We start from the raw sequence: 21,249 nt of genomic DNA, 5'->3' as shown, positions 1-21,249 counted from the left end.
CTCAGGGCAGGGAGACCGCTGCGACGAGTCCATCGGGGGCGTCGAGGTCCCAGCCGCGCCAGACGACGGACGACGTCGCACCGTCGAGAGCGCCGGGCCGGATGGTCGCGGTCCAGGTGGTGCCGTCCGAGCGGACCTCGACCCGCCCCGGGTCGACCGCGAGTCCTCGGCCGTCCGCCTTGAGCACCGCCTCGACACGGGCCCAGTCGATGGCCTGCGCCGTCGCGTCAGGTCGCACCCGCTCCAACCCGCGCACCTCACGGGGAGCAGCGTCCACACCGAGCCGCGTGCGCTCGCGGATCATCGCGACGACCGCCCATCCCGGTGCGTACGACACCGAGACCGTGGCATCCGCCCCCTCCACGTGCACGCGACCGTGGTCGCCCGCGCAGGCCGGGCACCGCGAGGCAAAGCGCGCCTCGGGCAGGAGCCGGCCGAGGAGGCGCCGCGACACCGCGCGACGCGCGACGCCCGCGGGGACCTCGCCCCAGGCGACGGTGAGCCCGGCGGGGAGCGTCACACCTGCGGCTCGTGTGTCTCGATCGCCACGATCCCCGCGCCCGGGTGCTCCACCGGCACGTGCACGACCGAGAACGCGGCCGGCTCGAGCGCCGAGGCGCTGCCCAGGTACGACCCGCTCATCGTGCCGGTGGCCAGCGCGAGCTCATGCAGGATGTCGGGGAGCACCGGGCCGTGGCTGGTGAGCACGACGGGTTTGCGCGACCGCACCCGCTGGCCGATGACCGACCGCGCGTCGGCGCGTCCCTCCTCCCACGCGTCTTGACTGATCGACGCGGAGAACTGCACGCGTTGGCCGATGGCCTGCGCGATGGGCGTCGCGGTGCGGACGCACCGCTCGGCGGGGCTCGAGATGACCCGCCGCACGCCGAACGCGAGCAGCGGTCCCACGATCGCCTGCGACTGCCGCCGACCGCGAGGGGTGAGGGGACGCGCGTCGTCGGCGCCGTCCCAGTCGTCGCGCGAGCGCGCCTTGGCGTGTCGGAGGACGACGATGGGGAAGGTCGGCAGAGCACGCTCGTCGACCAAGCGCTGGAACTCGTCGAGGATCTCGACATCGACGGGATAGCTGAGGCTCTTCCGTGCCTTCTTCAGGCTCATCCACTCGATCGCCGCGACCTCCTTGTTCGGCACGAAGCTGGAGGTGCGCACGGCCGCGTCGGTCGCCTCGGCCGCCCAGTAGTGCACGATCTTCGTCCGGCCGTTCGGCATCCGATATCGCGACACCCCCACGGGCACGCCGAGGGCCACGCGGATGCCGGTCTCCTCCCGGATCTCGCGCACGGCGGTCTCGGCGAGGGTCTCGCCGGGGTCGACCTTGCCCTTGGGCAGCGTCAGGTCGCGGTACTTGGTGCGGTGGATGAGGAGAACACGGAGCTTCCCCTCGACCACCCGCCACACGACACCGCCCGCGGCGTAGACGGCCGTCTCCGTCACCGGGCCGTCCGGGCGCGTCGTTTGCGCTGCACGAGCGCCATGGTGTGCTCCTGCAGGTCGATCAGCGGGGCGCCCTCGGCGTCGACGCTGTGACGCGTCCACTCGCCTTCCGACCCCAGGTGCCACGAGCTGGTGCCGTCGTCCATGGCCAGATCGAACAGGGTCGTCAGCTCGCGCAGCTGGTTCTCGTCGATCACGCGCACGAGAGCCTCGACGCGGCGGTCGAGGTTGCGGTGCATCATGTCGGCGCTGCCGATGAAGATCTGCGGATCCCCGTCGTTCGCGAACGAGAAGATGCGCGAGTGCTCGAGGTAGCGGCCGAGGATCGAGCGCACCGTGATGTTCTCGCTCATCCCCGGGACGCCGGGCCGGATCGAGCAGATGCCGCGCACCCACACCTCGACCGGGACGCCGGCCTGGCTGGCCCGGTACAGGGCGTCGATGATCTGCTCGTCGACCATCGAGTTGACCTTGATGCGCACGCCCGACGGCTTGCCGGCGAGGGCGTTCTGCCGCTCCTTCTCGATGTGGCGCAGCAGGCCCTTGCGCAGGTGCAGGGGCGCGACGAGCAGCCGCTTGAACTTCTTCTCGATTGCGTAGCCGCTCAGCTCGTTGAACAGGCGGGTGAGATCACGCCCGACCTGGTCGTCGACCGTGAACAGACCGAAGTCCTCGTAGATGCGGCTCGTCTTGGGGTTGTAGTTACCGGTGCCGACGTGGCTGTAGTGGCGCAGACGCCCCTCTTCCTCGCGGATGACGAGGGCGAGCTTGCAGTGGGTCTTCAGGCCCACGAGTCCGTAGACGACGTGCACGCCGGCCTTCTCGAGCTTGCGCGCCCAGACGATGTTGTTCGCCTCGTCGAAGCGCGCCTTCACCTCCACCAGCGCGAGCACCTGCTTGCCGGCCTCCGCGGCGTCGATGAGCGCCTGCACGATCGGGCTGTCGCCCGAGGTGCGGTACAGCGTCTGCTTGATGGCGAGCACGTGCGGGTCGCGCGCGGCCTGCTCGAGGAAGGCCTGCACGCTGGTCGCGAACGACTCGTAGGGGTGGTGCACGAGCACGTCGCCCTTGCGGATCGCCCCGAAGAGGTCGGCGCGCCCGTTCTGCTCCGGCGGCTGGAAGGCCAGGGCGGTCTTGGGCACGTGCGGGGGGTAGTGCAGGTCGGGTCGGTCGATCCGCGAGAGATCGAACAGGCCGCGCAGATCGAGCGACCCGGGCAGGCGGTAGACCTCCTGCTCGGTGATGTCGAGTTCGCTCAGCAGCAGCGCCCGGGTCACGTCATCCATGTCCTCGGTGATCTCGAGACGGATGGGCGGGCCGAAGCGGCGACGCAGCAACTCGGCCTCGAGGGCCTGGATGAGGTTCTCGGTCTCGTCCTCCTCGATCGTCATGTCCTCGTTGCGGGTGAGGCGGAACGCATGGTGGTCGAGCACCTCCATTCCCGGGAAGAGGTCGCCGAGATGGTTCGAGATGAGCTCCTCGAGGGGCAGGTAGCGCACCCCCGGGCCGTCGCCGGCGACCTCGACGAACCTCGGCAGCATCGGCGGCACCTTGAGACGGGCGAACTCCTGGCGCCCGGTGCGGGCGTTGCGGATGCGGATGGCGAGGTTGAGCGAGAGCCCCGAGATGTAGGGGAACGGATGCGCCGGGTCGACCGCGAGGGGCATGAGCACCGGGAACACGTTGCGCTGGAAGTACTCGGTCAGGCGCGCGGCGGTGTCGTCGTCGAGCGAGTCCCAGGTCACGACCTCGATACCGGCCTCGGCGAGGGCGGGGCGCACCTTCTCGGTCCATGCGGCGGCGTGACGCAGCTGCAGGCGGTGGGCCTCGGCGGAGATGTCGGCCAGGACGTCGAGCGGGGCGCGACCGACGTTGGTGGGGACGGCGAGCCCCGTGACGATGCGGCGCTTGAGACCCGCGACGCGCACCATGAAGAACTCGTCGAGGTTGCTGGCGAAGATGGCCAGGAAGTTCGCGCGCTCCAGGACCGGGACGGTCGGGTCCTCGGCGAGCTCGAGCACACGCTGGTTGAACGCGAGCCAACTCACCTCGCGGTCGAGGTACCGGTGGTCGGGGAGCTGGTCATCCTCGGCTTCGACCGCCTCGTCGAAGTCGTCGTCGTCGGCGTCGCCGAGTCCGGCATCCAGCGCGTCGTGTTCCATCATCCCCACATCATTGCAGGGGTCGGTGACACGGGAGTGAACGGGCGGTTCCGCGCGTCTCAGGCCGGGGCGGATGCTGTGGCGGGCGCGTCGTCCTCATAGACGTTGAAGCGGTAGCCGACGTTGCGCACGGTGCCGATGAGCTGCTCGAGATCGCCGAGCTTGGCGCGCAGGCGTCGCACGTGCACGTCGACCGTGCGGGTGCCGCCGAAGTAGTCGTAGCCCCACACCTCGCTGAGCAGTTGCTCGCGCGTGAAGACGCGGGAGGGGTGCGTGGCGAAGAAGTGCAGGAGCTGGAACTCCTTGTAGGTGAGGTCGAGCGGCTTGCCGTGCACCTTCGCCGAGTACGACGACTCGTCGATCGTGATGCCGGAGGTCTGGATGCGCGTGGAGACCTGGTCGACGGTGCGGCGCCCCATGGCGAGGCGGATGCGCGCGTCGATCTCTGCCGGGCCGGCACCCACGAGCACGACGTCGTCGATGCCCCAGTCGGTCGAGACGGCCGTGAGCCCGCCCTCCGTCACGATGAGGACCAGCGGGGCCTCGACGCCGGTGGTCGACATGATCTTGCACAGCGACTTCGCGCCGACAAGGTCGAAGCGGGCGTCGATGAAGATGACGTCGGCGCTGGGGGCGTTGATCAGCTGCGCTGCCTCGGCGGGGATCTGGCGCACGCGGTGGCTCAGCAATTCGAGCGCGGGCAGCGCCGCACCGCCGCCGGGGGCGGAGCTGAGAACGAGAAGCTGAGCCAAGTGGACCTCCCCGCGCGGCCTGCCGCGCACCCGATCATCTTAGGGTGACGCGCCGCGGCGCACCGTCACCGGCGCTTCGCGTGCGCCGACGACGCCTCCTGGGCGATGATGGGGGGCATGTCCACTCCCGACCTCGCTCCGCGGCGCACCTTCGGCGGGATCGTCGCCATCTGGGTGCTGGCCGCTCTGGCCGGCGTGGCGATCGGGGTGTTCGTCCCGGCGGAATGGCGCGCCCAGTGGATCAGCGTCGCTCTGGGCGGCTGCATCATCGCCGCCTTCGCCGTGCAGCTCTGGTACGGCCGGTCGCAGGCGTTCATCCAGCGGATGGCGCTCAGCAGCCTCGGCGCACTCGTCGTCCTCGGCGTCATCACGGTCGGTTTCGCGCTGGCCGAGCTCGCCGCCCTCTAAGATCGACGTATGGACCTCCTCGCGCTCGAACTGTTCTTCGTGGGACTTCTCGGCCTCGCCTCGTTGGCGATCGCCTTCGTGTCGGGAACGGTCATCTGGAACCTCTATCGCGGCCAGCGCTGAGCGCTCTCGTGATCGAGATCCCGACAGACCTCCCGGCCGACCTCGTCCCCCTGTCTTGGCTCGTCGGCGTCTGGGAGGGCACCGGCGTCATCGACTACGAGGCCGGCGGTCGCACCTTCTCCGGTGAGTTCGCGCATCGCGTGAGCTTCAGCCACGACGGAGGCGCCTTCCTCAACTACTCGGCCGACGCCTGGCTGCTCGACGGAAACGAACGTCGCCCCCTGGTCTCCGAGATCGGGTACTGGCGTCTGGTGCGCCCCGCTTCCGACGCCGATGCGGGCCCGGCGCTGCTGCCGGCGACCGCCGCAGCTGCCGAGCGCTCCGCCGACGACGTGGAAGCCCTGCGCAACGCCGACGGCGGCTTCGACATCGAGGTCAGCCTGGCGCACGCCGACGGCGTGCTCGAGCTCTACGTCGGGCAGGTGAAGGGCCCGCGGATCGACCTCGCGACCGACGCGGTCGTGCGCACCGCCGGCGCCAAGCCCTACACGGCCGCCACGCGCCTCTACGGTCTCGTCGACAACCACCTGCTCTGGGCGTGGGACATCGCCGCCCTCGGGCGCGAGCTCGGATCGCACGCCTCGGCCCGTCTCGCGCGGGCGGAGTGACGTGAGCGCGCTCACGGACGTCCCCGGTGCCGTCGCCGACGAGCGGGGTCTCCGCCACGTCGGCTCGCCCGTCACGGAGCAGCGCAAGCTCGCATCCGGGCAGGCCCTCGCCCCGCTCGGTGACCGTCGCGTCATCTCGGTCGGTGGTGAGGACCGCCGCAGCTGGCTGGACTCGCTGTCGTCGCAGGCCCTGACTCACCTCGCTCCCGGCGTCTCGACCGAATTGCTCATCCTCGATCCGCAGGGTCGTGTCGAGCACGCGGCCGCGGTGGTCGACGACGGCGAGACCACGTGGCTGCTCGTGGACGCGACGGACGCCGAGGCCCTCGCGGCGTGGTTGACCCGTATGCGCTTCCGCCTGCGCGTGGAGGTGCGCGATCGCTCCGACGACCTGTTCGTCGTGGGTGGCACGCGCGCAGCCGTGGCGGCGTTGACGACGGTCGCACCCGTGTGGGTCGACCCGTGGCCGGAGGTCTCTCCCGGCGGGTGGGCCTACGCCCGGGTCGAGCCGCACCCGGGTGCCGAGCGCGACTGGTCCGAGGCGATCCTGGATGCCGAGGAGTACGCGCGTCTGGTGGATGCCGCCGTGCGCGGCGAGGTCGCGCTGGCCGGTCTCGATGCCGTCGAGGCGCTGCGTGTCGCGGCATGGCGCCCGCGCGTGGGCGTCGACGCCGACGAGCGGCTGCTGCCGCACGAGATGGACTGGCTGCGCACGGCCGTGCACCTGTCGAAGGGCTGCTACCGCGGGCAGGAGACGGTGGCCAAGGTGCACAACCTCGGTCATCCGCCGCGCCGTGTGGTCGCCCTGCAGCTCGACGGCAGCGACAACATCCTGCCCGCTCGGGGCGACGAGGTGCGCGCCGGAGACGCGGTGATCGGGACCATCACGTCGGTCGCCGTCCACCACGAGGAGGGGCCGATCGCCCTCGCCCTCGTGAAGCGCACCGCTCCCGAGGACGTGCCCTTGGTCGTCATGACCGCCGACGGCCCGCTCGCGGCATCCGCCGAGACGGTCGTCCCGGCGGATGCCGGAGCGACCGCCGCGGTCCCGCGACTGCCGCGCCTGGGCCGCCGCCGCGCCACGGAATGAGCACCGACGAGTCGTCGACGACCGTCGGGGTCGTCGTCCCTCGTTCACGCTGGCGGTCGACGCTGTCGCGCCGGCTGCATCGTGTACGCGAGTCGGTGCCCGCGATCGCGCAGATCGTCGTCGCCGCGACGGCCGCTTTCGCCTTCGCGCACTTCGTGCTCGGCCATCCCGTGCCCCTGCTTGCCGCCACCGTGACCGTATCGAGCCTCGGTCTGGTGCGCGACGCGAGACCATGGCGAGTGGCGGAGACCGTCCTGGGCATGCTCGTCGGCATCCTCATCGCCGAGGTGGTGCTGCTCGTGGCGGGCGCCGGGTGGTGGCAGATCGCGGTGGCGATGGCCGTCACACTCGTCGTTGCGCGTTTCCTCTCTCCGCAGCCGGGGTTCGCGCTCGCCGCGGTGGTGCAGTCGCTCATCGCGCTGGTGCTCGTCTCGGGCGCGCCGTTCCTGCGCCTCGTGGACGGGGCGGTCGGCGGTGTCGCGGCGCTGGCGGTGACGGCCCTCATCCCACGAACGCTGCGGCGCACGGAGCTGCGCGACGCCGACGAGCTGTTCGACGCCGTGGATGCGGCGATGGCCACGATCGTCCGGGCCCTGCGCAAGGGCGACCGCGCTCGGGCGGAGCGGGGTTTGGAGCGGGCGCGTTCACTGCAGACCTACGTCGACGCCTGGAGCGGGTCGCTGGAGTCCGGCCGCGAGGTGGCGAGGATCTCACCGTTCCTGCGCCGTCAGCGCACCGAGCTGCAGCGCCACGAGCGCGTGCGGGAGGCGCTCGACCTCGCGACGCGCAACCTGCGCGTCGTGGCGCGGCGCGCCGCCTACCTCTGCGCCGACGGCCAGCCTCGCCCGGTGCCCGCCGACCTCCTCGCCGAGCTCGCTCGAGCGGCCGCCCTCGTGCGCGACGGCCTCGACGACATCTCGATGGAGCCCGCGGCGCGGGAGGCGCTCACCGGCCTCACCCGCCGCCTCGACCCCGCGCGGCTCCTGCCCGACGGCGGCATCGGCGAACTCAATCTCGTCGCCGCGATGCGCCCGCTCGCCGTCGACCTGCTCGTCGCGGCGGGGATGCCCTCAGCCGAGGCGCGCGCACTCCTGCCGCGGATCTGACGGCTGCCCGCCGGCGGGCTCCCTTCGTCGCGATTCGGCGCAGTCGTCGTCGGCGATCCCGCCGCCATCGGGCGCTCCGCGCGACTCACCGCGGAGCGACCGCCTCCCACGCGACCCCGACCTCACCCAGTCGCCATCTCTCGCGCCGGACCAGCGGCCAGCCCTCGGCGGCGAGGGCGGCCATCGCCGTGCGCCAGCGATGGGTCGGGCCGAAAGGCGCCACCACCGCCGCGCGCGTCCATTCCCGATCGAGGGATGCCACGAACTCGTGCACGCGCTCTCCGGCGACGTTGCGATGGATGAGCGCCTTCGGCAGTCGCTCCGCCGCGACGGCGGGGGAGTCCAGGTGGCTCAGGCTCAGCGACACCGTGAGGCTGCGCGGCACGGCATCCGCCCCCACCTCCGCCCAGGTGGCGATGCGTCCGATCTCGTCGCACGTGCCTTCGACGAGGATGCCGTCGGGCTGCAGGCGGCCGCACATGCGTGCCCACGCATCGGCGACGTCGGCCTCGTCGTACTGGCGCAGCACGTTCATCGCCCGGATGACGGCCGGGCGTCGACCGTCCGACACGGGGACCTCGAAGCCGCCCCGCGCGAACGCGATGCCGGCGACCCCCGCGGCCTGCTCCCGCGCACGCGCGACCCGTTCGGGGTCGATCTCGAGGCCGAGGACGGTGGCATCCGTTCGCTGGCGCGTCAGCCGGGCGAGGAGTTCGAGGGGCGTCACCGCGCTCGCGCCGAATCCGAGGTCGACGGCGAGGGGGTCGTCGGTGCGCCGGAGCACGGGGTGGCGCGCGATCCACCGGTCGACGCGCCGCAGGCGATTGGTCCCCGTGGTGCCGCGCGTGGGGCGTCCGACGGGAGAGGGTGTCACTCGGACATGATGCCAGCACCCACTCGCAGAGCGCGGGTCCCGCGTCGATAGCATGGAGTCATGCCTCACACGCTGATCCTCCTCCGCCACGGGCAGAGCGAGTGGAACAAGACCAACCAGTTCACCGGCTGGGTCGACGTGCGACTCACCGACCAGGGCAAGGCCGAGGCGAAGCGCGGCGGCGAGCTGCTGGCCGAGTCCGGCGTGCTGCCCGACGTGCTGCACACCTCGGTGCTCAGCCGTGCGATCCAGACGGCGAACATCGCTCTCGACGCAGCCGATCGCCTCTGGATCCCCGTGAAGCGCTCGTGGCGCCTCAACGAGCGCCACTACGGCGCCCTGCAGGGCAAGGACAAGGCGCAGACCCTCGAAGAGTTCGGCAACGAGCAGTTCATGCTCTGGCGCCGGTCGTTCGACGTTCCGCCGCCGCCGCTGCCCGCCGACGACCAGTACAGCCAGGTCGGCGACCCGCGCTACGTGGGCATCGACGGCGAGGTGCCCGACACGGAGTCGCTCGCCATCGTCATCGACCGCATGCTGCCCTACTGGCACTCCGACATCGTGCCCGACCTGCAGGCGGGCAAGACCGTGCTCGTGACGGCGCACGGCAACTCGCTGCGCGGCCTCGTGAAGCATCTCGAGGGCATCAGCGACGCCGACATCGCCGAGCTCAACATCCCCACCGGTATCCCGCTCGTGTACCGCCTCGACGACGACCTGAAGCCCCTCGGCCCGGGTGAGTACCTCGACCCCGAGGCCGCCGCCGCCGGCGCGGCCGCCGTCGCCGCGCAGGGCAACAAGCACTGACGCCGACACGACGAAGGGGTGGATGCCATGGCATCCACCCCTTCGTCGTGTACGCGGTCAGATGACCGGGCTGGGCTCGTGCTCGGCCTCCTCGTCGGCACCGGCCCAGTCGCCCGTGGCCAGGTAGACGACCTTCTTCGCGACGGACACCGCGTGGTCGGCGAAGCGCTCGTGGTAGCGGCTGGCGAGGGTGGCGTCGACCGTGGCGGTGGCCTCGCCCTTCCAGGACTCGCCGAGGACCTTCTCGAACACGCTGATGTGCAGCTCGTCGATGTCGTCGTCGGTGTCGCGGATGGACTCGGCGATGCGGAGGTCCTGCGTGCGCAGCAGCTCGGCGAGTTTGCGCGCCACCTCGACGTCGAGCTCGCCCATGCGCGTGAACGTCGTGCGCAGTCCCTTGGGGATGGCGCGCTCGGGGAAGCGCGAGCGGGCGAGCTGAGCGATGTGTTCGGCCATGTCGCCCATGCGTTCGAGCGACGCACTCACTCGTAGGGCGGTGACGACGATGCGCAGATCGCGGGCGACGGGCTGCTGGCGGGCGAGGATCTCGATGGCCAGCTCGTCGAGCTCGACGGCCTTCTCATCGATGATCGCGTCGGCCTCGATGACTTCCTCGGCGAGGGCGACGTCGCTCGTTCCGAAGGCGCGCGTGGCGCGGTCGATGGCGACCGTCACGAGGTCGGCGATCTCGACCAGGCGGCTCTGGACGTCCTCGAGGGACTGGTGGAATACTTCGCGCATCGCGGGTACCTTCCTCGTCGGCGGCACGGCACATGGGTGTCCCGCAACCCTCGGGGATTCTTCCCAGCGAAGGTTAACGAGTGGTGCTGTGACAGTGAATAGTAGCCGCTGCCCGGGCCCGGGCGGGGGTGAACGGCGGGTGACGTCGCATCCACCCCTTTACGCTGTGGATATGGAACAACCGCAGCTCTCGCTGCTCGCGCTCCTGGCAGGCCTGCTGATCGGGGCCGCGGTGGTCGGCCTCATCGCCGGAGCCATCCGCGCCCGGAACCGCACTCTGGCTCAGACCTCGACCGAGGTTCCGGAGGGCGTGGAGGCCATGCTGGATGCGATGGACGACCCCGCCTTCGTCTGCGACACCTCCTCGACGGTGCTGGCGCTCTCGCCGGCGGCCGAGGTGTTCGGCGTCCAGGTGGGCGAGGTGATCGCCAGCGACGAGCTCAAGCGCGTCGCCCGCGTGGCCCGCGACACAGGCGCCGGCATCGCCGAGAACCTGCGTCTGCGCCGAGGTGCCGCCCCCGCCGAACCCCGGCTGGTCGCGGTGCGCGCCACCCCCATCTCGGGACGCCTGACGCTGCTGGTGCTGCGCGACATCACCGAGCGCGAGCGCGTCGAGGAGATGCGGCGAGACTTCGTCGCCAACACCAGCCACGAGTTGAAGACGCCCGTCGGTGCGGTGAGCCTGCTCGCTGAGGCCATCGAGTCCGCCGCAGACGATCCCGCACAGGTGCGGCACTTCTCCACGCGTCTGCAGGCCGAGGTGACCCGGTTGAGCGCGCTGGTCAATCGCATCCTGAGCCTGTCGCGCCTGCAGGCGGCCGACGAGCTGCGCGACGTGCGCGACGTCTCGATCGACGAAGTGGTGACCGCCGCGGTCGAGGCCTACACGGTGCAGGCCGACGCCGCGCAGGTGACCGTGGTGCGCGGCGGCACGAAGGGGTTGTGGGTGCGCGGGGAACCGCAGATCCTCACCGAGGCGCTCGGCAATCTCGTCGCGAACGCGATCGCGTACTCACCGGAGGGCTCGAAGGTGGGCGTCGGGGTCAAGCTCGACGACGGCGTCGTGGAGATCGCCGTCACCGACCGGGGGATCGGCATCCCCGAGAGCGACCAGCACCGGGTGTTCGAACGCTTCTACCGCGCCGACCAGGCCCGCTCGCGACGCACCGGGGGAACGGGTCTCGGCCTGTCCATCGTGAAGCACGCGGTGCAGCGGCACGGCGGCGAGGTGCGCCTGTGGTCCCGGCCCTCCCGCGGGTCGACGTTCACCATCCGCCTTCCGCTGTCGGAGACCCCCGATCTCGACAGCGTCCGTTCCAAACCGCGTCGCAAGGGTCGAAAGGCCACCGCAGCGATCGCCTCACCCGTGAAGGGAGACACCGCATGACCCGCGTTCTGATCGTCGAGGACGAGCCCGACCTCGCCGACCCGCTGGCCTACCTGCTGCGCCGCGAAGGATACGAGGTCGAGATCGCCGAAGACGGCGCGCTCGCCCTGGCGGCCTTCCGCGAGCGCGGAGCGGACATCCTGCTGCTCGACCTCATGCTCCCCGGGATGCCGGGGACGGAGGTGTGCCGGCAGTTGCGCCTGACCTCTCAGGTGCCGATCATCATGCTGACCGCGAAGGACTCCGAGGTCGACATCGTGGTGGGGTTGGAGCTCGGCGCCGACGACTACGTCACGAAGCCCTACTCCACGCGCGAGCTCCTCGCGCGGATGCGGGCCGTGCTGCGCCGCCGCACCCCCGATGACGCCGATCTCGACGACCGTGTGCTCTCGGGCGGACGGGTGGTGCTCGACATCGACCGTCACACGGTCGCGGTGGACGGGAGCGAGATCAGCATCCCCCTCAAGGAGTTCGAGCTCCTGGAGGTGCTCATGCGCAACGCCGGACGCGTGCTCACGCGCGGTCAGCTCATCGACCGCGTCTGGGGGACCGACTACTTCGGCGACACCAAGACGCTCGACGTGCACATCAAGCGCATCCGCTCGCGTATCGAGCAGAACCCCAGCGAGCCCAGCATGCTCGTCACGGTGCGCGGTCTCGGTTACCGCTTCGAGGCCTGACGCTCGATCCGCCCCCGCGAACGACGAAGGCGCCGACGGAGAACCGTCGGCGCCTTCGTCGTCCGCGTCAGGACGCGGGGGTCGCGGAGGGCGACGGCGTCACGGTCGGCATGACCGGGATCGGCGTGACCGAGAAGGACGGCGTCGGCGTCGGGGCGAGGGGGGAGAGGTACTCGAGGGCGCCGTCGAGCACGGGCACCTGCATGAGCGAGCCTTCGCCGTCGCCGGACTGGAAGTAGACGGGGACCGTGGTGCCGGGCATCGCGTCGATGCCGTCGAGACGGAGCGGCTCGGTGTCGCTCGTGAGGTCGCCCAGGCTGACGGTGCGGTTGGCCGGCACGATCACGGTCGACTTCACGGCCGAGGATCCTTCGCCGACCTCGACGCGCAGCGTGAGCGAGTCGGTGGTGTCGTTGACGATGGCCGCGACGAGGTTGCCGGTCGTGCCCTCTTCGTCGGCGACGATGAGCGCGTTGCGCACGTGCAGAGGACCGGCGGCGGCCGGGACGTTCACGCCGTCGGAGGCGGAATAGTCGATGGTGGTCGCCTGCGGTGCGATGAGGTTGCACCCCGTCGTGCCCAGCACGACAGCGGCACCCACGGCGATGGACGCGATCAGGCGCGTTTTCACGGATCCTCCAAGAACGGCAGACGACATCGGAATCATCCTACGCGGTCCACGGCGGCGCCCCGGTCCCGCTTCGGCCTCGCGCGCGCAGAGGGCTGAGGGGTGCGACGGTGGGCGGAACCTTAGCGCATGCGGGCCTGTGGTATCCTGGATGTTGCCGAAAGGACATAACTCCATGCTTTTTGAGGTTGGCGAGACCGTCGTTTACCCGCACCATGGCGCGGCCACGATCATCGAGGTCAAAGAACGCGTTATCAAGGGCGAGACGAAGAAGTACCTGAAGCTCAACGTCACCCAGGGAGACCTCGTCATCGAGGTCCCTGCCGACAACGTCGACCTCGTCGGCGTCCGTGACGTGATCGGCAAGGAAGGTCTCGACCGCGTCTTCGACGTGCTGCGCGCGCCCTTCACCGAGGAGCCGACCAACTGGTCGCGTCGCTACAAGGCGAACCTCGAGAAGCTCGCGTCGGGCGACGTGATCAAGGTCAGCGAGGTCGTGCGCGACCTGTGGCGCCGCGACCAGGACCGCGGCCTGTCCGCCGGCGAGAAGCGCATGCTCGCCAAGGCGCGCCAGATCCTCGTGTCCGAGCTCGCTCTGGCCGAGAAGACCGACGAAGACCGTGCGAGCGTCGTGCTCGACGAGGTCCTCGCGTCCTGACGACATCGACATCGGCGCGCGTCCTGCCCGGGCGCGCGTCGATGGTCGTCGCGGCCGCTGCGCGCGCACGGCCGCGCTAGCGTGAACGGGTGACTCTCACTCCGGTTCCGCGTCTCGCGGTCATCGTCGTCGCCGCCGGTTCCGGCACCCGCCTGAAGGGCGGAGCGCCCAAGGCCTTCGTCGGCCTCGACGAGCGCAGCATCCTGCACCACTGTCTCGTCGGCGTGTTCGCGGCCGAGCCGGCGCAGGTGGTCGTCGTCGTCCCTCGGGGGTTCGAGGGCGAAGCCCTCACCGATGCGCGCGACGCCGCCGGGGGACGCGCCGACCTCGTCACGATCGTGACGGGCGGCGAGACGCGCCAGGAGTCCGTTTCCGCCGGGCTGGCCGCGCTGTGGGCCGATGTGGAGACCGTCCTCGTCCACGACGCGGCCCGCGCGCTCACGCCGCCCGCGGTGTTCGACCGGGTCGTGGCCGCGATCGACGCGGGATCCGTCGCCGTCATCCCGACCGTGCCGGTGGTCGACACCATCAAACGCGTCGACGCCGACGGCCGCGTGGTCGCTGCGGTCGATCGTTCCGAGCTGGCCGCGGCGCAGACTCCGCAGGGCTTCCGTCGTGACGTGCTCGAGGCTGCGCTGCGGGACGCGGACGCGGATCACACCGATGATGCCGCCGCCGTGGCATCCGCCGGTCACTCGGTCGCGACGGTGGAGGGGGACGCGGTGGCGTTCAAGATCACGACGGCCCCCGATCTCGACCGCGCACGGGCGCTCCTTTCCGAACGACTGTCGCCCGTCGCCGCGGCGACTCCGGCACCGCGGGGACCCCGGGTGGGTATCGGCACCGACGTCCACGCGTTCGGCGGGGAGGGCGCGTTGTGGCTCGCGGGACTCGAGTGGCCCGGCGAGGTGGCCCTGTCGGGGCACTCCGACGGGGACGCGGTCGCGCACGCGATCGTCGATGCCCTGCTCGCCGCCGCGGGGCTCGGCGACATCGGAACGCACTTCGGGACGGACCGGCCCGAGTTCGCCGGCGCCCACGCCGATGCCTTCCTCTCGCACACCGTCGGGCTGCTCTCCGCCGCAGGGTGGCGGGTGGGCAACGTCTCGGTGCAGGTGCAGGCGAACCGGCCGCGGTTCGCGGCGCGACGCGTCGAGGCGGAGCGGATCCTCTCCGCCGCGGTGGGCGCCCCGGTCTCCGTCAGCGCGACGACCACCGACGGTCTCGGCTTCACCGGGCGCAGCGAAGGTGTGGCCGCCTTCGCGACGGCGCTCGTGGTCCCCGCCTGAGCGCGCGCGTCAGAGCCGTCGCGTCATGAACGTCGACAGCGGGTCGGGGACGTAGGGCGGGAACGCCGGGCACTCCTCGAACCCTTCGCTGGCATACAGCCGGCGCGCCGGGAGGAAGTCGTCGGTACTGCCCGTCTCGAGCCAGAGGCTGCGGATACCGCGCTCGTCGGCGTCCTCGACGATGTGTCGCAGGATCGCACGACCGATGCCCTGCCCGAGGAAGGCGTCGACCACGCGCATCGACTTCAGCTCCGCCCGGTCGTCGCCGAGGTCTTTGCACGCGCCGATCCCGGCGAGCTCGTCGTCGACCCACGCCGACCACACCGTGATGCCGTCGGCGGTGAGGCCGTCGAGGTCGAGGGCGTGCACGCTCTCGGCGGGGGTGTTCTCATGCATCCCCGCGAGGTGCGCGGCCGCCAGGGCGCGCGTGGCATCGGAGGAGAGGTCGTCGGGGCGGATGAGCAGAGGCACTCCGGCACCCTAGCCGGGTCGTGTTTCACGCACGGGTCGCGCGGAGGGGCGGCCGGTAGGCTGGGAGGGTGACCGTTCGGCTGTATGACACGAAAGCGCAGGCTCTGCGCGAGTTCGTCCCTCTCGACCCCTCGAACGTCACCCTCTACGTCTGCGGTCCGACCGTGCAGTCCGGTCCGCACATCGGCCATGTCCGCGCCGCCCTCGCGTTCGACCTTCTCCGCCGCTGGCTCGAGCACCGTTTCGGGCGCGTCACCTTCGTTCGCAACGTCACCGACATCGATGACAAGGTGCTCGCCAATGCCACGGACGAGGAGCCGTGGTGGGCGCTCGCGTACCGCATGGAGCTCGAGTTCACGCGGGCCTATGCCGCCGTCGGCATCCTGCCCCCGACGTACGAGCCGCGGGCGACCGCCTCGGTGACGCAGATGCAGGAGCTCATCGCCGAGCTCATCGAGCGCGGGCACGCCTACGCCGCCTCAGGAGACGTCTACTTCGATGTGCGCTCGTGGCCCGCGTACGGCGAGCTGACGCGGCAGAGCCTGGATGCCATGGAACCCGCCGCCGACGCGGATCCCCGGGGTAAGCGCGACCCGCACGATTTCGCGCTGTGGAAGGGCGCGAAGCGCGGCGAGCCCGCCTCGGCGACCTGGTCGTCGCCGTGGGGTGCGGGACGGCCCGGGTGGCACATCGAGTGCTCGGCCATGTCGCGCCGCTATCTCGGGCCCGAGTTCGACATCCACGGCGGGGGCCTCGACCTGCGCTTCCCGCACCACGAGAACGAGATCGCCCAGTCGAGCGCCGCGGGCGACGCCTTCGCGCGGTACTGGGTGCACAACGGCCTGGTCACCGTCGACGGGCAGAAGATGTCGAAGTCGCTCGGCAACTTCACCCTGGCCGCCGACGTGCTCGCCACGCACGACCCCCGGGTCGTGCGGTACGCCCTCGCGGCGGCGCACTACCGCTCGAGCCTCGACGTGTCGGACAAGGCGTTCTCTGAAGCGGCGAGCGCGCTGGAGCGGATCTCGACCTTCCGCCAGCGCGTTCTGCGTGCCGCCGCAGCCGACCCGCTGGTCGTCGTGCCCGGCGAGGTGCCGACGGACTTCGCGGCGGCGATGGACGACGACCTCGGGGTACCGCAGGCGATCGCGACCCTGCATGAGACCGTGCGCGCCGGCAATGCGGCCATCGACGGGGGAGACCTCGAGACCGCCGTCGCCGCTCACCGCGCGGTGGTGGCGATGCTCGGCATCCTGGGGCTGGATGCCGAGGAGCCGACCGGGGCGACGGGGGCGGTCGACACGACCCTCGACGCTCTCGTGAACGAGATGATCGCGCAGCGCGCCCGCGCTCGCGCCGACAAGGACTGGGCAGCCGCCGACCGCATCCGCGATGCCGTCGCCGCCGCCGGAATCACGCTGGAGGACACTCCGGCCGGAACCAATTGGAGTATCGATGCCTAAGCCAGGACGCCCGGGAGCACGCAACCCCGGCAAGAAGAAGGGCCCTCTCAAGGGCACCGGCGGGCACTCCCGCAAGGCGCTCGAGGGACGCGGCCCGACCCCGAAGGCCGAGGACCGCGCCTGGCACCCCGCCGGCAAGCGCAAGGCCGCCGAAGAGCGTTACGCCGCAGCGGGCGGAAAGGGGCGCCCCGGCGTGCGCGCGGTGGGCGGGAACCCCAACCGCAAGAGCCCCAAGGCCGCCGACGACACCGAGACGGTCACCGGCCGCAACTCGGTGCTCGAGGCGCTGCGGGCGAAGATCCCCGCGACGGCGATGTACATCGCCCAGCGCGTCGAGATGGACGACCGCGTCAAGGAGATGCTGTCGATCGCCACCAACCGCGGCATCCCCGTGCTCGAGGTCACCCGACCCGAGCTCGACCGCATGGCCGGCTTCGACGGCGTGCACCAGGGCGTCGCTCTGAAGGTGCCGCCGTACGCGTACGCGCACCCGCAGGATCTGCTCGAGAAGATCATCGACCGCGGCGAGGTGCCGCTGCTCGTGGCCCTCGACGGAGTGACCGACCCCCGCAACCTCGGCGCGATCATCCGCTCGACGGGCGCGTTCGGCGGTCAGGGACTGATCATCCCGCAGCGTCGATCGGCGAGCGTCAACTCCGCCGCGTGGAAGACGAGCGCGGGAGCCGCCGCCCGCATCCCGGTCGCCCTCGCCGCGAACCTCACGGCGACGCTGAAGGAGTTCAAGAAGCAGGGCGTCTTCGTCCTCGGCCTCGACGGCGACGGCGACGTGTCGCTGCCCGCCCTCGAACTCGCCGACCGTCCCGTCGTGATCGTCGTCGGCTCGGAGGGCAAGGGCCTGTCGCGCCTGGTCACCGAGACGTGCGACCAGGTCGTCTCCATCCCCATCTCCGCCGCCACCGAATCGCTGAACGCCGGTATCGCCGCATCCGTCGCCCTGTACCAGGTGTCGACGCTGCGCGGCACCGTCTGACCCGTCGAGAGGAACGCTCATGCCCCGCATCGCCGTCATCGGAGGCACCGGCTACGCCGGCAGCCACATCGTGACCGAGGCCGTCCGCCGCGGTCACACCGTCGTCTCCATCGCCCGCTCGGTCCCCGCCGAGCGCGTCGAGGGGGCCACCTACCTCGAGGGCACCGTTCTCGACGTCCCCGGACTCGTCGCTCAGCTCGAGGGCGTCGACGTGGTCGTGTCGGCCGCCGCCCCCCGCGGCGACATGGAGGGCAAGCTCCGCCCCGCCATCGCCGAACTCGTCACGGCTCTGCCCGAGAACGTCCGCGTGGGCGTGGTCGGCGGTGCCGGTGGATCGTTGGTCGCCGAGGGCGGCCCGCGCCTGATCGACACCGAGGGCTTCGCCGAGGAGTACAAGCCCGAGGCCCGTGAAGCCATCGGCATCCTCGAGGACCTGCAGGCCGACGACACCGGGCGCGACTGGTTCTACGTGCACCCGGCCGGCGGCTTCGGCTCGTGGGCGCCGGGGGAGCGCACCGGCTCCTACCGCGACGGCGGCGACGTGCTCGTCGTCGACGACGAGGGCGACTCCTTCATCGGCGGGGCCGACTTCGCGGTGGCCGTGCTCGACGAGATCGAGAACCCCGCGCACTCGCGGGAGCGCTTCACCGTCGGGTACTGAACCCGCTGGACACCGAGGCCGTGGCATCCGAATCCTGATTCCGGATGCCACGGCCTCGGTCGTTCCGCCAGCGTGTCGACCCACCCGCGGGATCACGTGACCGTGAGGAGGTGACACGCCGACCCCTGTGACCTCGACGCGGTCGCGTGCCCTCGGCGGCGGGGGACGCCTGCGACACCGCCGCGTCTCAGACCAGGTCGCGCCAGTCGACGAGGTCGGTGTCAGTGGTCGGGACCTCGCCCGTCGCCGGAGCGTCGGCGTCGGACACCGTCGGAAGCGACATGGTGTCGGTGGGCGGGCCCATGACGGTCGCCTCGTCGCGGCGGTGGCGCAGGACGTCGTCGATGTAGGAGCTGACGACCTCGGCGAGGGGAACGGAGCGGCCCCGCGCCTGCGACATGTACCAGCGGTGCTCCAGCACCTGATGGAACACCTCGGCGGGCTCGAGCTTGGCGCGCAGGTCCCAGGGGATCGCCATGACGATCGGCTCGAAGACGCGCGTCAGCCACTCGTGGGCGACCATCTCCTCGTCGGCGCCGAGGCGCGAGACGCGCGCGCGGAACTCGTCGAGGTCGTTGAGCAGGCGACGGGCCTGGTTCTCCTCGACATCGAGACCCGTGAGCCGCAGGAGACGGCGTTGGTGGTGCCCGGCATCCACGACTTTCGGCTGGATCGACACCTGCGTGCCGTCGCTGGCGGTGCGGATCGACATCTCGCCGATGTCGAAGCCCAGGGCGTTCAGGCGGTGCACGCGCTCGGTGATGCGCCACGACTCGTCGACGGCGAAGGTCTCCTTGTCGGTGAGGGCGCCCCACAGCGAGTGATACGAGGCGACCAGACCGTCGGCGATGGCGATGGCGTCCACCCCGCCCTCCAGGCGCCCGCCGGCTTCGAGGTCCATGATCTCGCCGGCGATGTTGGTGCGGGCGATGTCGAGGTCGTGCGCCCGCTGACCCGGGCTCAGGCGGTTGCCGTGGAGTTCGCCGGTCTCGGCGTCGACGAGGTAGGCGGCGAACTCGCCCGCGTCGCGCCGGAACAGGGTGTTCGACAGCGACACGTCGCCCCAGTAGAAGCCCACGTTGTGCAGCCGCACGAGGAGGACGGCCAGGGCGTCGACCAGGCGCGTCGCGGTGTGAGGGCGCAGGACCTGCGTGAAGAGCGCGCGATAGGGGAGCGAGAACTTGAGGTGCGCGGTGACCAGGGCCGCGGGCAGGGGGCGCCCCGAGGCGTCGGTGCGGCCCGCGATCACCGCGACGCGATCGACGCACGGGGCGTCGAGGCGGTCGAGGTTGCCGAGCATGTCGTACTCGCGACGGGCCATCTCCTCGGTCGTCTCCTTGATGGCCACGACGCGACCGGAGAGGTTCGCGAAGCGCACCAGGTGACGCGAGATGCCCTTCGGCAGCGCGACGATGTGGCTGCTCGGCCAATCGGCGAGGCCGGTCGACCACGGCAGCTGAAGAAGGCCCGGGTCGACGGTGCTGGCCGTGATGCTGAGCGATTCGGACACGGGTACCTCCGGGAAAACGGTGCGGCGCGCCCCCGACCCGACGAGGTCGGGAATCGAGGACGCGCCGCGTCGGTGCGAGGGTCAGGCGGAGGCGATGGCCCGGTCGGTCAGGCGCTCGCCCGACTCGAGGTCGAACACGTGGACGTGTCCGGGAACCGGGGCCAGCACGACCGTCTCGCCCGCGTTGGGGTGACGACGACCGTCGACGCGCGCGACCAGGTCGGTGCGCTTGCCGTTGATGTCGGTGTGGCCGTAGAGGTAGCCGTCGGCGCCGAGCTCCTCGACGAGGTCGACGACGACCGAGAGGCCGCGGCCGTCGGCGGGGGCGACCTGGATGTCCTCGGGGCGCACACCGATGGTGACCTCGGAGCCGTGGGCCTTGCCGATGGTGTCGGCGTCGACGGGGACGACGAGGTCGCCGAAGCGCACGCCACCCTCGGCCAGGTCGGCGGTGAAGAGGTTCATCGCGGGCGAGCCGATGAAGCCGGCCACGAAGACGTTCTTCGGGGTCTCGTACAGGTCGCGCGGCGTGCCGACCTGCTGGAGCAGGCCGTCCTTGAGGACCGCGATGCGGTCGCCCATGGTGAGGGCCTCGGTCTGGTCGTGGGTGACGTAGACCGTGGTGACGCCGAGGCGACGCTGGAGCGAGGCGATCTGGGTGCGCGTCTGGACGCGGAGCTTGGCGTCGAGGTTCGACAGCGGCTCGTCCATCAGGAAGACCTGGGGCTGGCGCACGATCGCGCGGCCCATGGCGACACGCTGACGCTGACCACCCGAGAGGGCCTTGGGCTTGCGGGTGAGGTACTGCTCGAGGTCGAGGAGCTTGGCGGCCTCGAGGACGCGCGCAGCGCGCTCCTCCTTGCCGACGCCGGCGATCTTGAGCGCGAAGCCCATGTTCTCGGCGACGGTCATGTGGGGGTACAGCGCGTAGTTCTGGAAGACCATCGCGATGTCGCGGTCCTTCGGGGGCACGTCGGTGACGTCGCGGTCGCCGATGAGGATGCGACCCGAGTTGACCTCCTCGAGACCCGCGAGCATGCGCAGGGAGGTGGACTTACCGCAGCCCGAGGGGCCGACGAGGACGAGGAATTCGCCGTCTGCGACGTCGAGGTTCAACTTGTCGACGGCGGGGCGGGTTCCGCCCGGGTACAGACGGGTTGCGTTGTCGAAGGTGACGGACGCCATGTTTTCTTCTCCTTCACCGGCAGGTACGTGCCGGACGATCCGTAGTGAATGGAATGAACGGGGGCGACCCCGTGCGCCCGACAGTGGACGCAGGGTCAGTATCGCACGTGTCTGGTCATTTCTCAGCCAGCCTCGTTAGCATCGTTGATCGTTCGCTCCACCCGCGCGTTCCCCCCGATTTCATGCGGCAGACGTTTATG

At 70.9% G+C, this 21,249-nt stretch carries 22 protein-coding genes; 12 read left to right on the top strand and 10 right to left on the bottom strand.

Features of this window, described 5'->3' with window-relative positions:
- Position 1: 1 nt before the first annotated feature.
- Genes AB0230_RS07300 through AB0230_RS07285 form a run of 4 tightly spaced genes read right to left on the bottom strand, consistent with a single transcriptional unit; the run spans position 2 to position 4,369 of the window.
- The gene (locus AB0230_RS07300) at positions 2–520 is read right to left on the bottom strand and encodes a hypothetical protein (protein WP_366374887.1); all 519 of its coding nucleotides are present in this window, start codon (positions 518–520) and stop codon (positions 2–4) included.
- Positions 517–1,455, bottom strand: a complete 939-nt coding sequence (locus AB0230_RS07295; RefSeq protein ID WP_315994805.1) for an NUDIX hydrolase — start codon at positions 1,453–1,455, stop codon at positions 517–519. The genes AB0230_RS07300 and AB0230_RS07295 overlap by 4 nt, the downstream gene beginning before the upstream one ends.
- Positions 1,452–3,620, bottom strand: a complete 2,169-nt coding sequence (locus AB0230_RS07290; protein ID WP_363578468.1) for an RNA degradosome polyphosphate kinase — start codon at positions 3,618–3,620, stop codon at positions 1,452–1,454. Before AB0230_RS07290 ends, AB0230_RS07295 begins: the two co-directional genes overlap by 4 nt.
- Before the next feature lie 56 nt (positions 3,621–3,676).
- A complete protein-coding gene (locus AB0230_RS07285; protein ID WP_315994803.1) occupies positions 3,677–4,369 on the bottom strand; it encodes a response regulator transcription factor in 693 nt (230 codons plus the stop codon).
- 117 nt (positions 4,370–4,486) lie between these two features.
- Between AB0230_RS07285 and AB0230_RS07280 the strand changes: the two genes are divergently transcribed.
- From AB0230_RS07280 to AB0230_RS07265, 4 genes are all read left to right on the top strand, one after another.
- Complete coding sequence (locus AB0230_RS07280) at positions 4,487–4,777, top strand: hypothetical protein (protein WP_366374884.1); 291 nt, start codon at positions 4,487–4,489, stop codon at positions 4,775–4,777.
- Between the two features lie 131 nt (positions 4,778–4,908).
- Complete coding sequence (locus tag AB0230_RS07275) at positions 4,909–5,508, top strand: FABP family protein (RefSeq protein ID WP_366374882.1); 600 nt, start codon at positions 4,909–4,911, stop codon at positions 5,506–5,508.
- 1 nt (position 5,509) lies between these two features.
- Positions 5,510–6,598: a folate-binding protein gene (locus tag AB0230_RS07270; protein ID WP_315994800.1), complete on the top strand. Its 1,089-nt coding sequence runs from the start codon at positions 5,510–5,512 to the stop codon at positions 6,596–6,598.
- Positions 6,595–7,704, top strand: a complete 1,110-nt coding sequence (locus AB0230_RS07265; protein ID WP_363578472.1) for an FUSC family protein — start codon at positions 6,595–6,597, stop codon at positions 7,702–7,704. The genes AB0230_RS07270 and AB0230_RS07265 overlap by 4 nt, the downstream gene beginning before the upstream one ends.
- Positions 7,705–7,789: 85 nt before the next feature.
- Here AB0230_RS07265 and AB0230_RS07260 read toward each other — a convergent pair whose 3' ends face one another.
- Positions 7,790–8,578 (bottom strand): class I SAM-dependent methyltransferase, encoded by a 789-nt coding sequence (locus AB0230_RS07260; protein ID WP_366374880.1) that lies wholly within the window; start codon positions 8,576–8,578, stop codon positions 7,790–7,792.
- A 60-nt stretch (positions 8,579–8,638) separates the two neighbouring features.
- Here AB0230_RS07260 and AB0230_RS07255 point away from each other — a divergent pair, with 60 nt between their 5' ends.
- Entirely contained in the window at positions 8,639–9,385 is a 747-nt protein-coding gene (locus tag AB0230_RS07255) for a phosphoglyceromutase (protein ID WP_315994797.1), read from the top strand.
- 57 nt (positions 9,386–9,442) lie between these two features.
- On the opposite strand, the gene phoU is transcribed toward AB0230_RS07255, so the two are convergent.
- Positions 9,443–10,126, bottom strand: coding sequence for a phosphate signaling complex protein PhoU (phoU, locus tag AB0230_RS07250; protein ID WP_315994796.1), 684 nt, complete (start codon positions 10,124–10,126; stop codon positions 9,443–9,445).
- Positions 10,127–10,298: 172 nt separating this feature from the next.
- Here phoU and AB0230_RS07245 point away from each other — a divergent pair, with 172 nt between their 5' ends.
- The gene (locus tag AB0230_RS07245; protein ID WP_315994795.1) at positions 10,299–11,513 is read left to right on the top strand and encodes an ATP-binding protein; all 1,215 of its coding nucleotides are present in this window, start codon (positions 10,299–10,301) and stop codon (positions 11,511–11,513) included.
- Positions 11,510–12,193: a response regulator transcription factor gene (locus tag AB0230_RS07240; RefSeq protein ID WP_315994794.1), complete on the top strand. Its 684-nt coding sequence runs from the start codon at positions 11,510–11,512 to the stop codon at positions 12,191–12,193. Before AB0230_RS07245 ends, AB0230_RS07240 begins: the two co-directional genes overlap by 4 nt.
- Positions 12,194–12,260: 67 nt before the next feature.
- Here AB0230_RS07240 and AB0230_RS07235 read toward each other — a convergent pair whose 3' ends face one another.
- Positions 12,261–12,824 carry a DNA modification methylase gene (locus AB0230_RS07235; RefSeq protein WP_315994793.1) on the bottom strand — a complete coding sequence of 188 codons (564 nt, stop codon included), beginning with the start codon at positions 12,822–12,824 and terminating at the stop codon, positions 12,261–12,263.
- A 172-nt stretch (positions 12,825–12,996) separates the two neighbouring features.
- Between AB0230_RS07235 and AB0230_RS07230 the strand changes: the two genes are divergently transcribed.
- Together AB0230_RS07230 and ispD are read left to right on the top strand one after the other, a co-directional pair.
- The gene (locus tag AB0230_RS07230; protein WP_013585821.1) at positions 12,997–13,479 is read left to right on the top strand and encodes a CarD family transcriptional regulator; all 483 of its coding nucleotides are present in this window, start codon (positions 12,997–12,999) and stop codon (positions 13,477–13,479) included.
- An 89-nt stretch (positions 13,480–13,568) separates the two neighbouring features.
- A complete protein-coding gene (ispD, locus tag AB0230_RS07225; RefSeq protein WP_366374876.1) occupies positions 13,569–14,768 on the top strand; it encodes a 2-C-methyl-D-erythritol 4-phosphate cytidylyltransferase in 1,200 nt (399 codons plus the stop codon).
- Between the two features lie 9 nt (positions 14,769–14,777).
- Here the strand turns inward: ispD and AB0230_RS07220 are convergent, their stop codons facing one another.
- Positions 14,778–15,239 carry a GNAT family N-acetyltransferase gene (locus AB0230_RS07220; RefSeq protein WP_363389870.1) on the bottom strand — a complete coding sequence of 154 codons (462 nt, stop codon included), beginning with the start codon at positions 15,237–15,239 and terminating at the stop codon, positions 14,778–14,780.
- 68 nt (positions 15,240–15,307) lie between these two features.
- Here AB0230_RS07220 and cysS point away from each other — a divergent pair, with 68 nt between their 5' ends.
- Genes cysS through AB0230_RS07205 form a run of 3 tightly spaced genes read left to right on the top strand, consistent with a single transcriptional unit; the run spans position 15,308 to position 18,354 of the window.
- On the top strand, positions 15,308–16,702 hold the full coding sequence (gene cysS / locus AB0230_RS07215) for a cysteine--tRNA ligase (RefSeq protein WP_363389867.1): 1,395 nt from the start codon (positions 15,308–15,310) through the stop codon (positions 16,700–16,702).
- Complete coding sequence (gene rlmB / locus AB0230_RS07210; protein ID WP_363578478.1) at positions 16,695–17,693, top strand: 23S rRNA (guanosine(2251)-2'-O)-methyltransferase RlmB; 999 nt, start codon at positions 16,695–16,697, stop codon at positions 17,691–17,693. Before cysS ends, rlmB begins: the two co-directional genes overlap by 8 nt.
- A gap of 19 nt (positions 17,694–17,712) precedes the next feature.
- Positions 17,713–18,354, top strand: a complete 642-nt coding sequence (locus tag AB0230_RS07205) for an NAD(P)H-binding protein (RefSeq protein ID WP_315994788.1) — start codon at positions 17,713–17,715, stop codon at positions 18,352–18,354.
- Between the two features lie 187 nt (positions 18,355–18,541).
- Here AB0230_RS07205 and AB0230_RS07200 read toward each other — a convergent pair whose 3' ends face one another.
- Complete coding sequence (locus AB0230_RS07200) at positions 18,542–19,864, bottom strand: DUF4032 domain-containing protein (protein ID WP_366374873.1); 1,323 nt, start codon at positions 19,862–19,864, stop codon at positions 18,542–18,544.
- An 81-nt stretch (positions 19,865–19,945) separates the two neighbouring features.
- Entirely contained in the window at positions 19,946–21,049 is a 1,104-nt protein-coding gene (gene ugpC, locus AB0230_RS07195) for a sn-glycerol-3-phosphate ABC transporter ATP-binding protein UgpC (RefSeq protein ID WP_366374871.1), read from the bottom strand.
- Positions 21,050–21,249: the final 200 nt, after the last annotated feature.

Source organism: Microbacterium sp. NPDC089190, assembly GCF_040701795.1.
GTDB lineage: Bacteria > Actinomycetota > Actinomycetes > Actinomycetales > Microbacteriaceae > Microbacterium > Microbacterium galbum.
Note: the sequence above shows the minus strand (reverse complement) of the source record. Positions and strands in the feature narration are given on the sequence as shown.

Bases quoted from the DNA above. Each gene is read 5' to 3' on its own strand.
- AB0230_RS07290 (WP_363578468.1), bottom strand. From the start codon at position 3,620: ATGATGGAACACGACGCGCTGGATGCCGGACTCGGCGACGCCGACGAC.
- AB0230_RS07280 (WP_366374884.1), top strand. From the start codon at position 4,487: ATGTCCACTCCCGACCTCGCTCCGCGGCGCACCTTCGGCGGGATCGTC.
- AB0230_RS07265 (WP_363578472.1), top strand. From the start codon at position 6,595: ATGAGCACCGACGAGTCGTCGACGACCGTCGGGGTCGTCGTCCCTCGT.
- AB0230_RS07255 (WP_315994797.1), top strand. From the start codon at position 8,639: ATGCCTCACACGCTGATCCTCCTCCGCCACGGGCAGAGCGAGTGGAAC.
- phoU (WP_315994796.1), bottom strand. From the start codon at position 10,126: ATGCGCGAAGTATTCCACCAGTCCCTCGAGGACGTCCAGAGCCGCCTG.
- AB0230_RS07245 (WP_315994795.1), top strand. From the start codon at position 10,299: ATGGAACAACCGCAGCTCTCGCTGCTCGCGCTCCTGGCAGGCCTGCTG.
- AB0230_RS07240 (WP_315994794.1), top strand. From the start codon at position 11,510: ATGACCCGCGTTCTGATCGTCGAGGACGAGCCCGACCTCGCCGACCCG.
- AB0230_RS07230 (WP_013585821.1), top strand. From the start codon at position 12,997: ATGCTTTTTGAGGTTGGCGAGACCGTCGTTTACCCGCACCATGGCGCG.
- rlmB (WP_363578478.1), top strand. From the start codon at position 16,695: ATGCCTAAGCCAGGACGCCCGGGAGCACGCAACCCCGGCAAGAAGAAG.
- AB0230_RS07205 (WP_315994788.1), top strand. From the start codon at position 17,713: ATGCCCCGCATCGCCGTCATCGGAGGCACCGGCTACGCCGGCAGCCAC.
- ugpC (WP_366374871.1), bottom strand. From the start codon at position 21,049: ATGGCGTCCGTCACCTTCGACAACGCAACCCGTCTGTACCCGGGCGGA.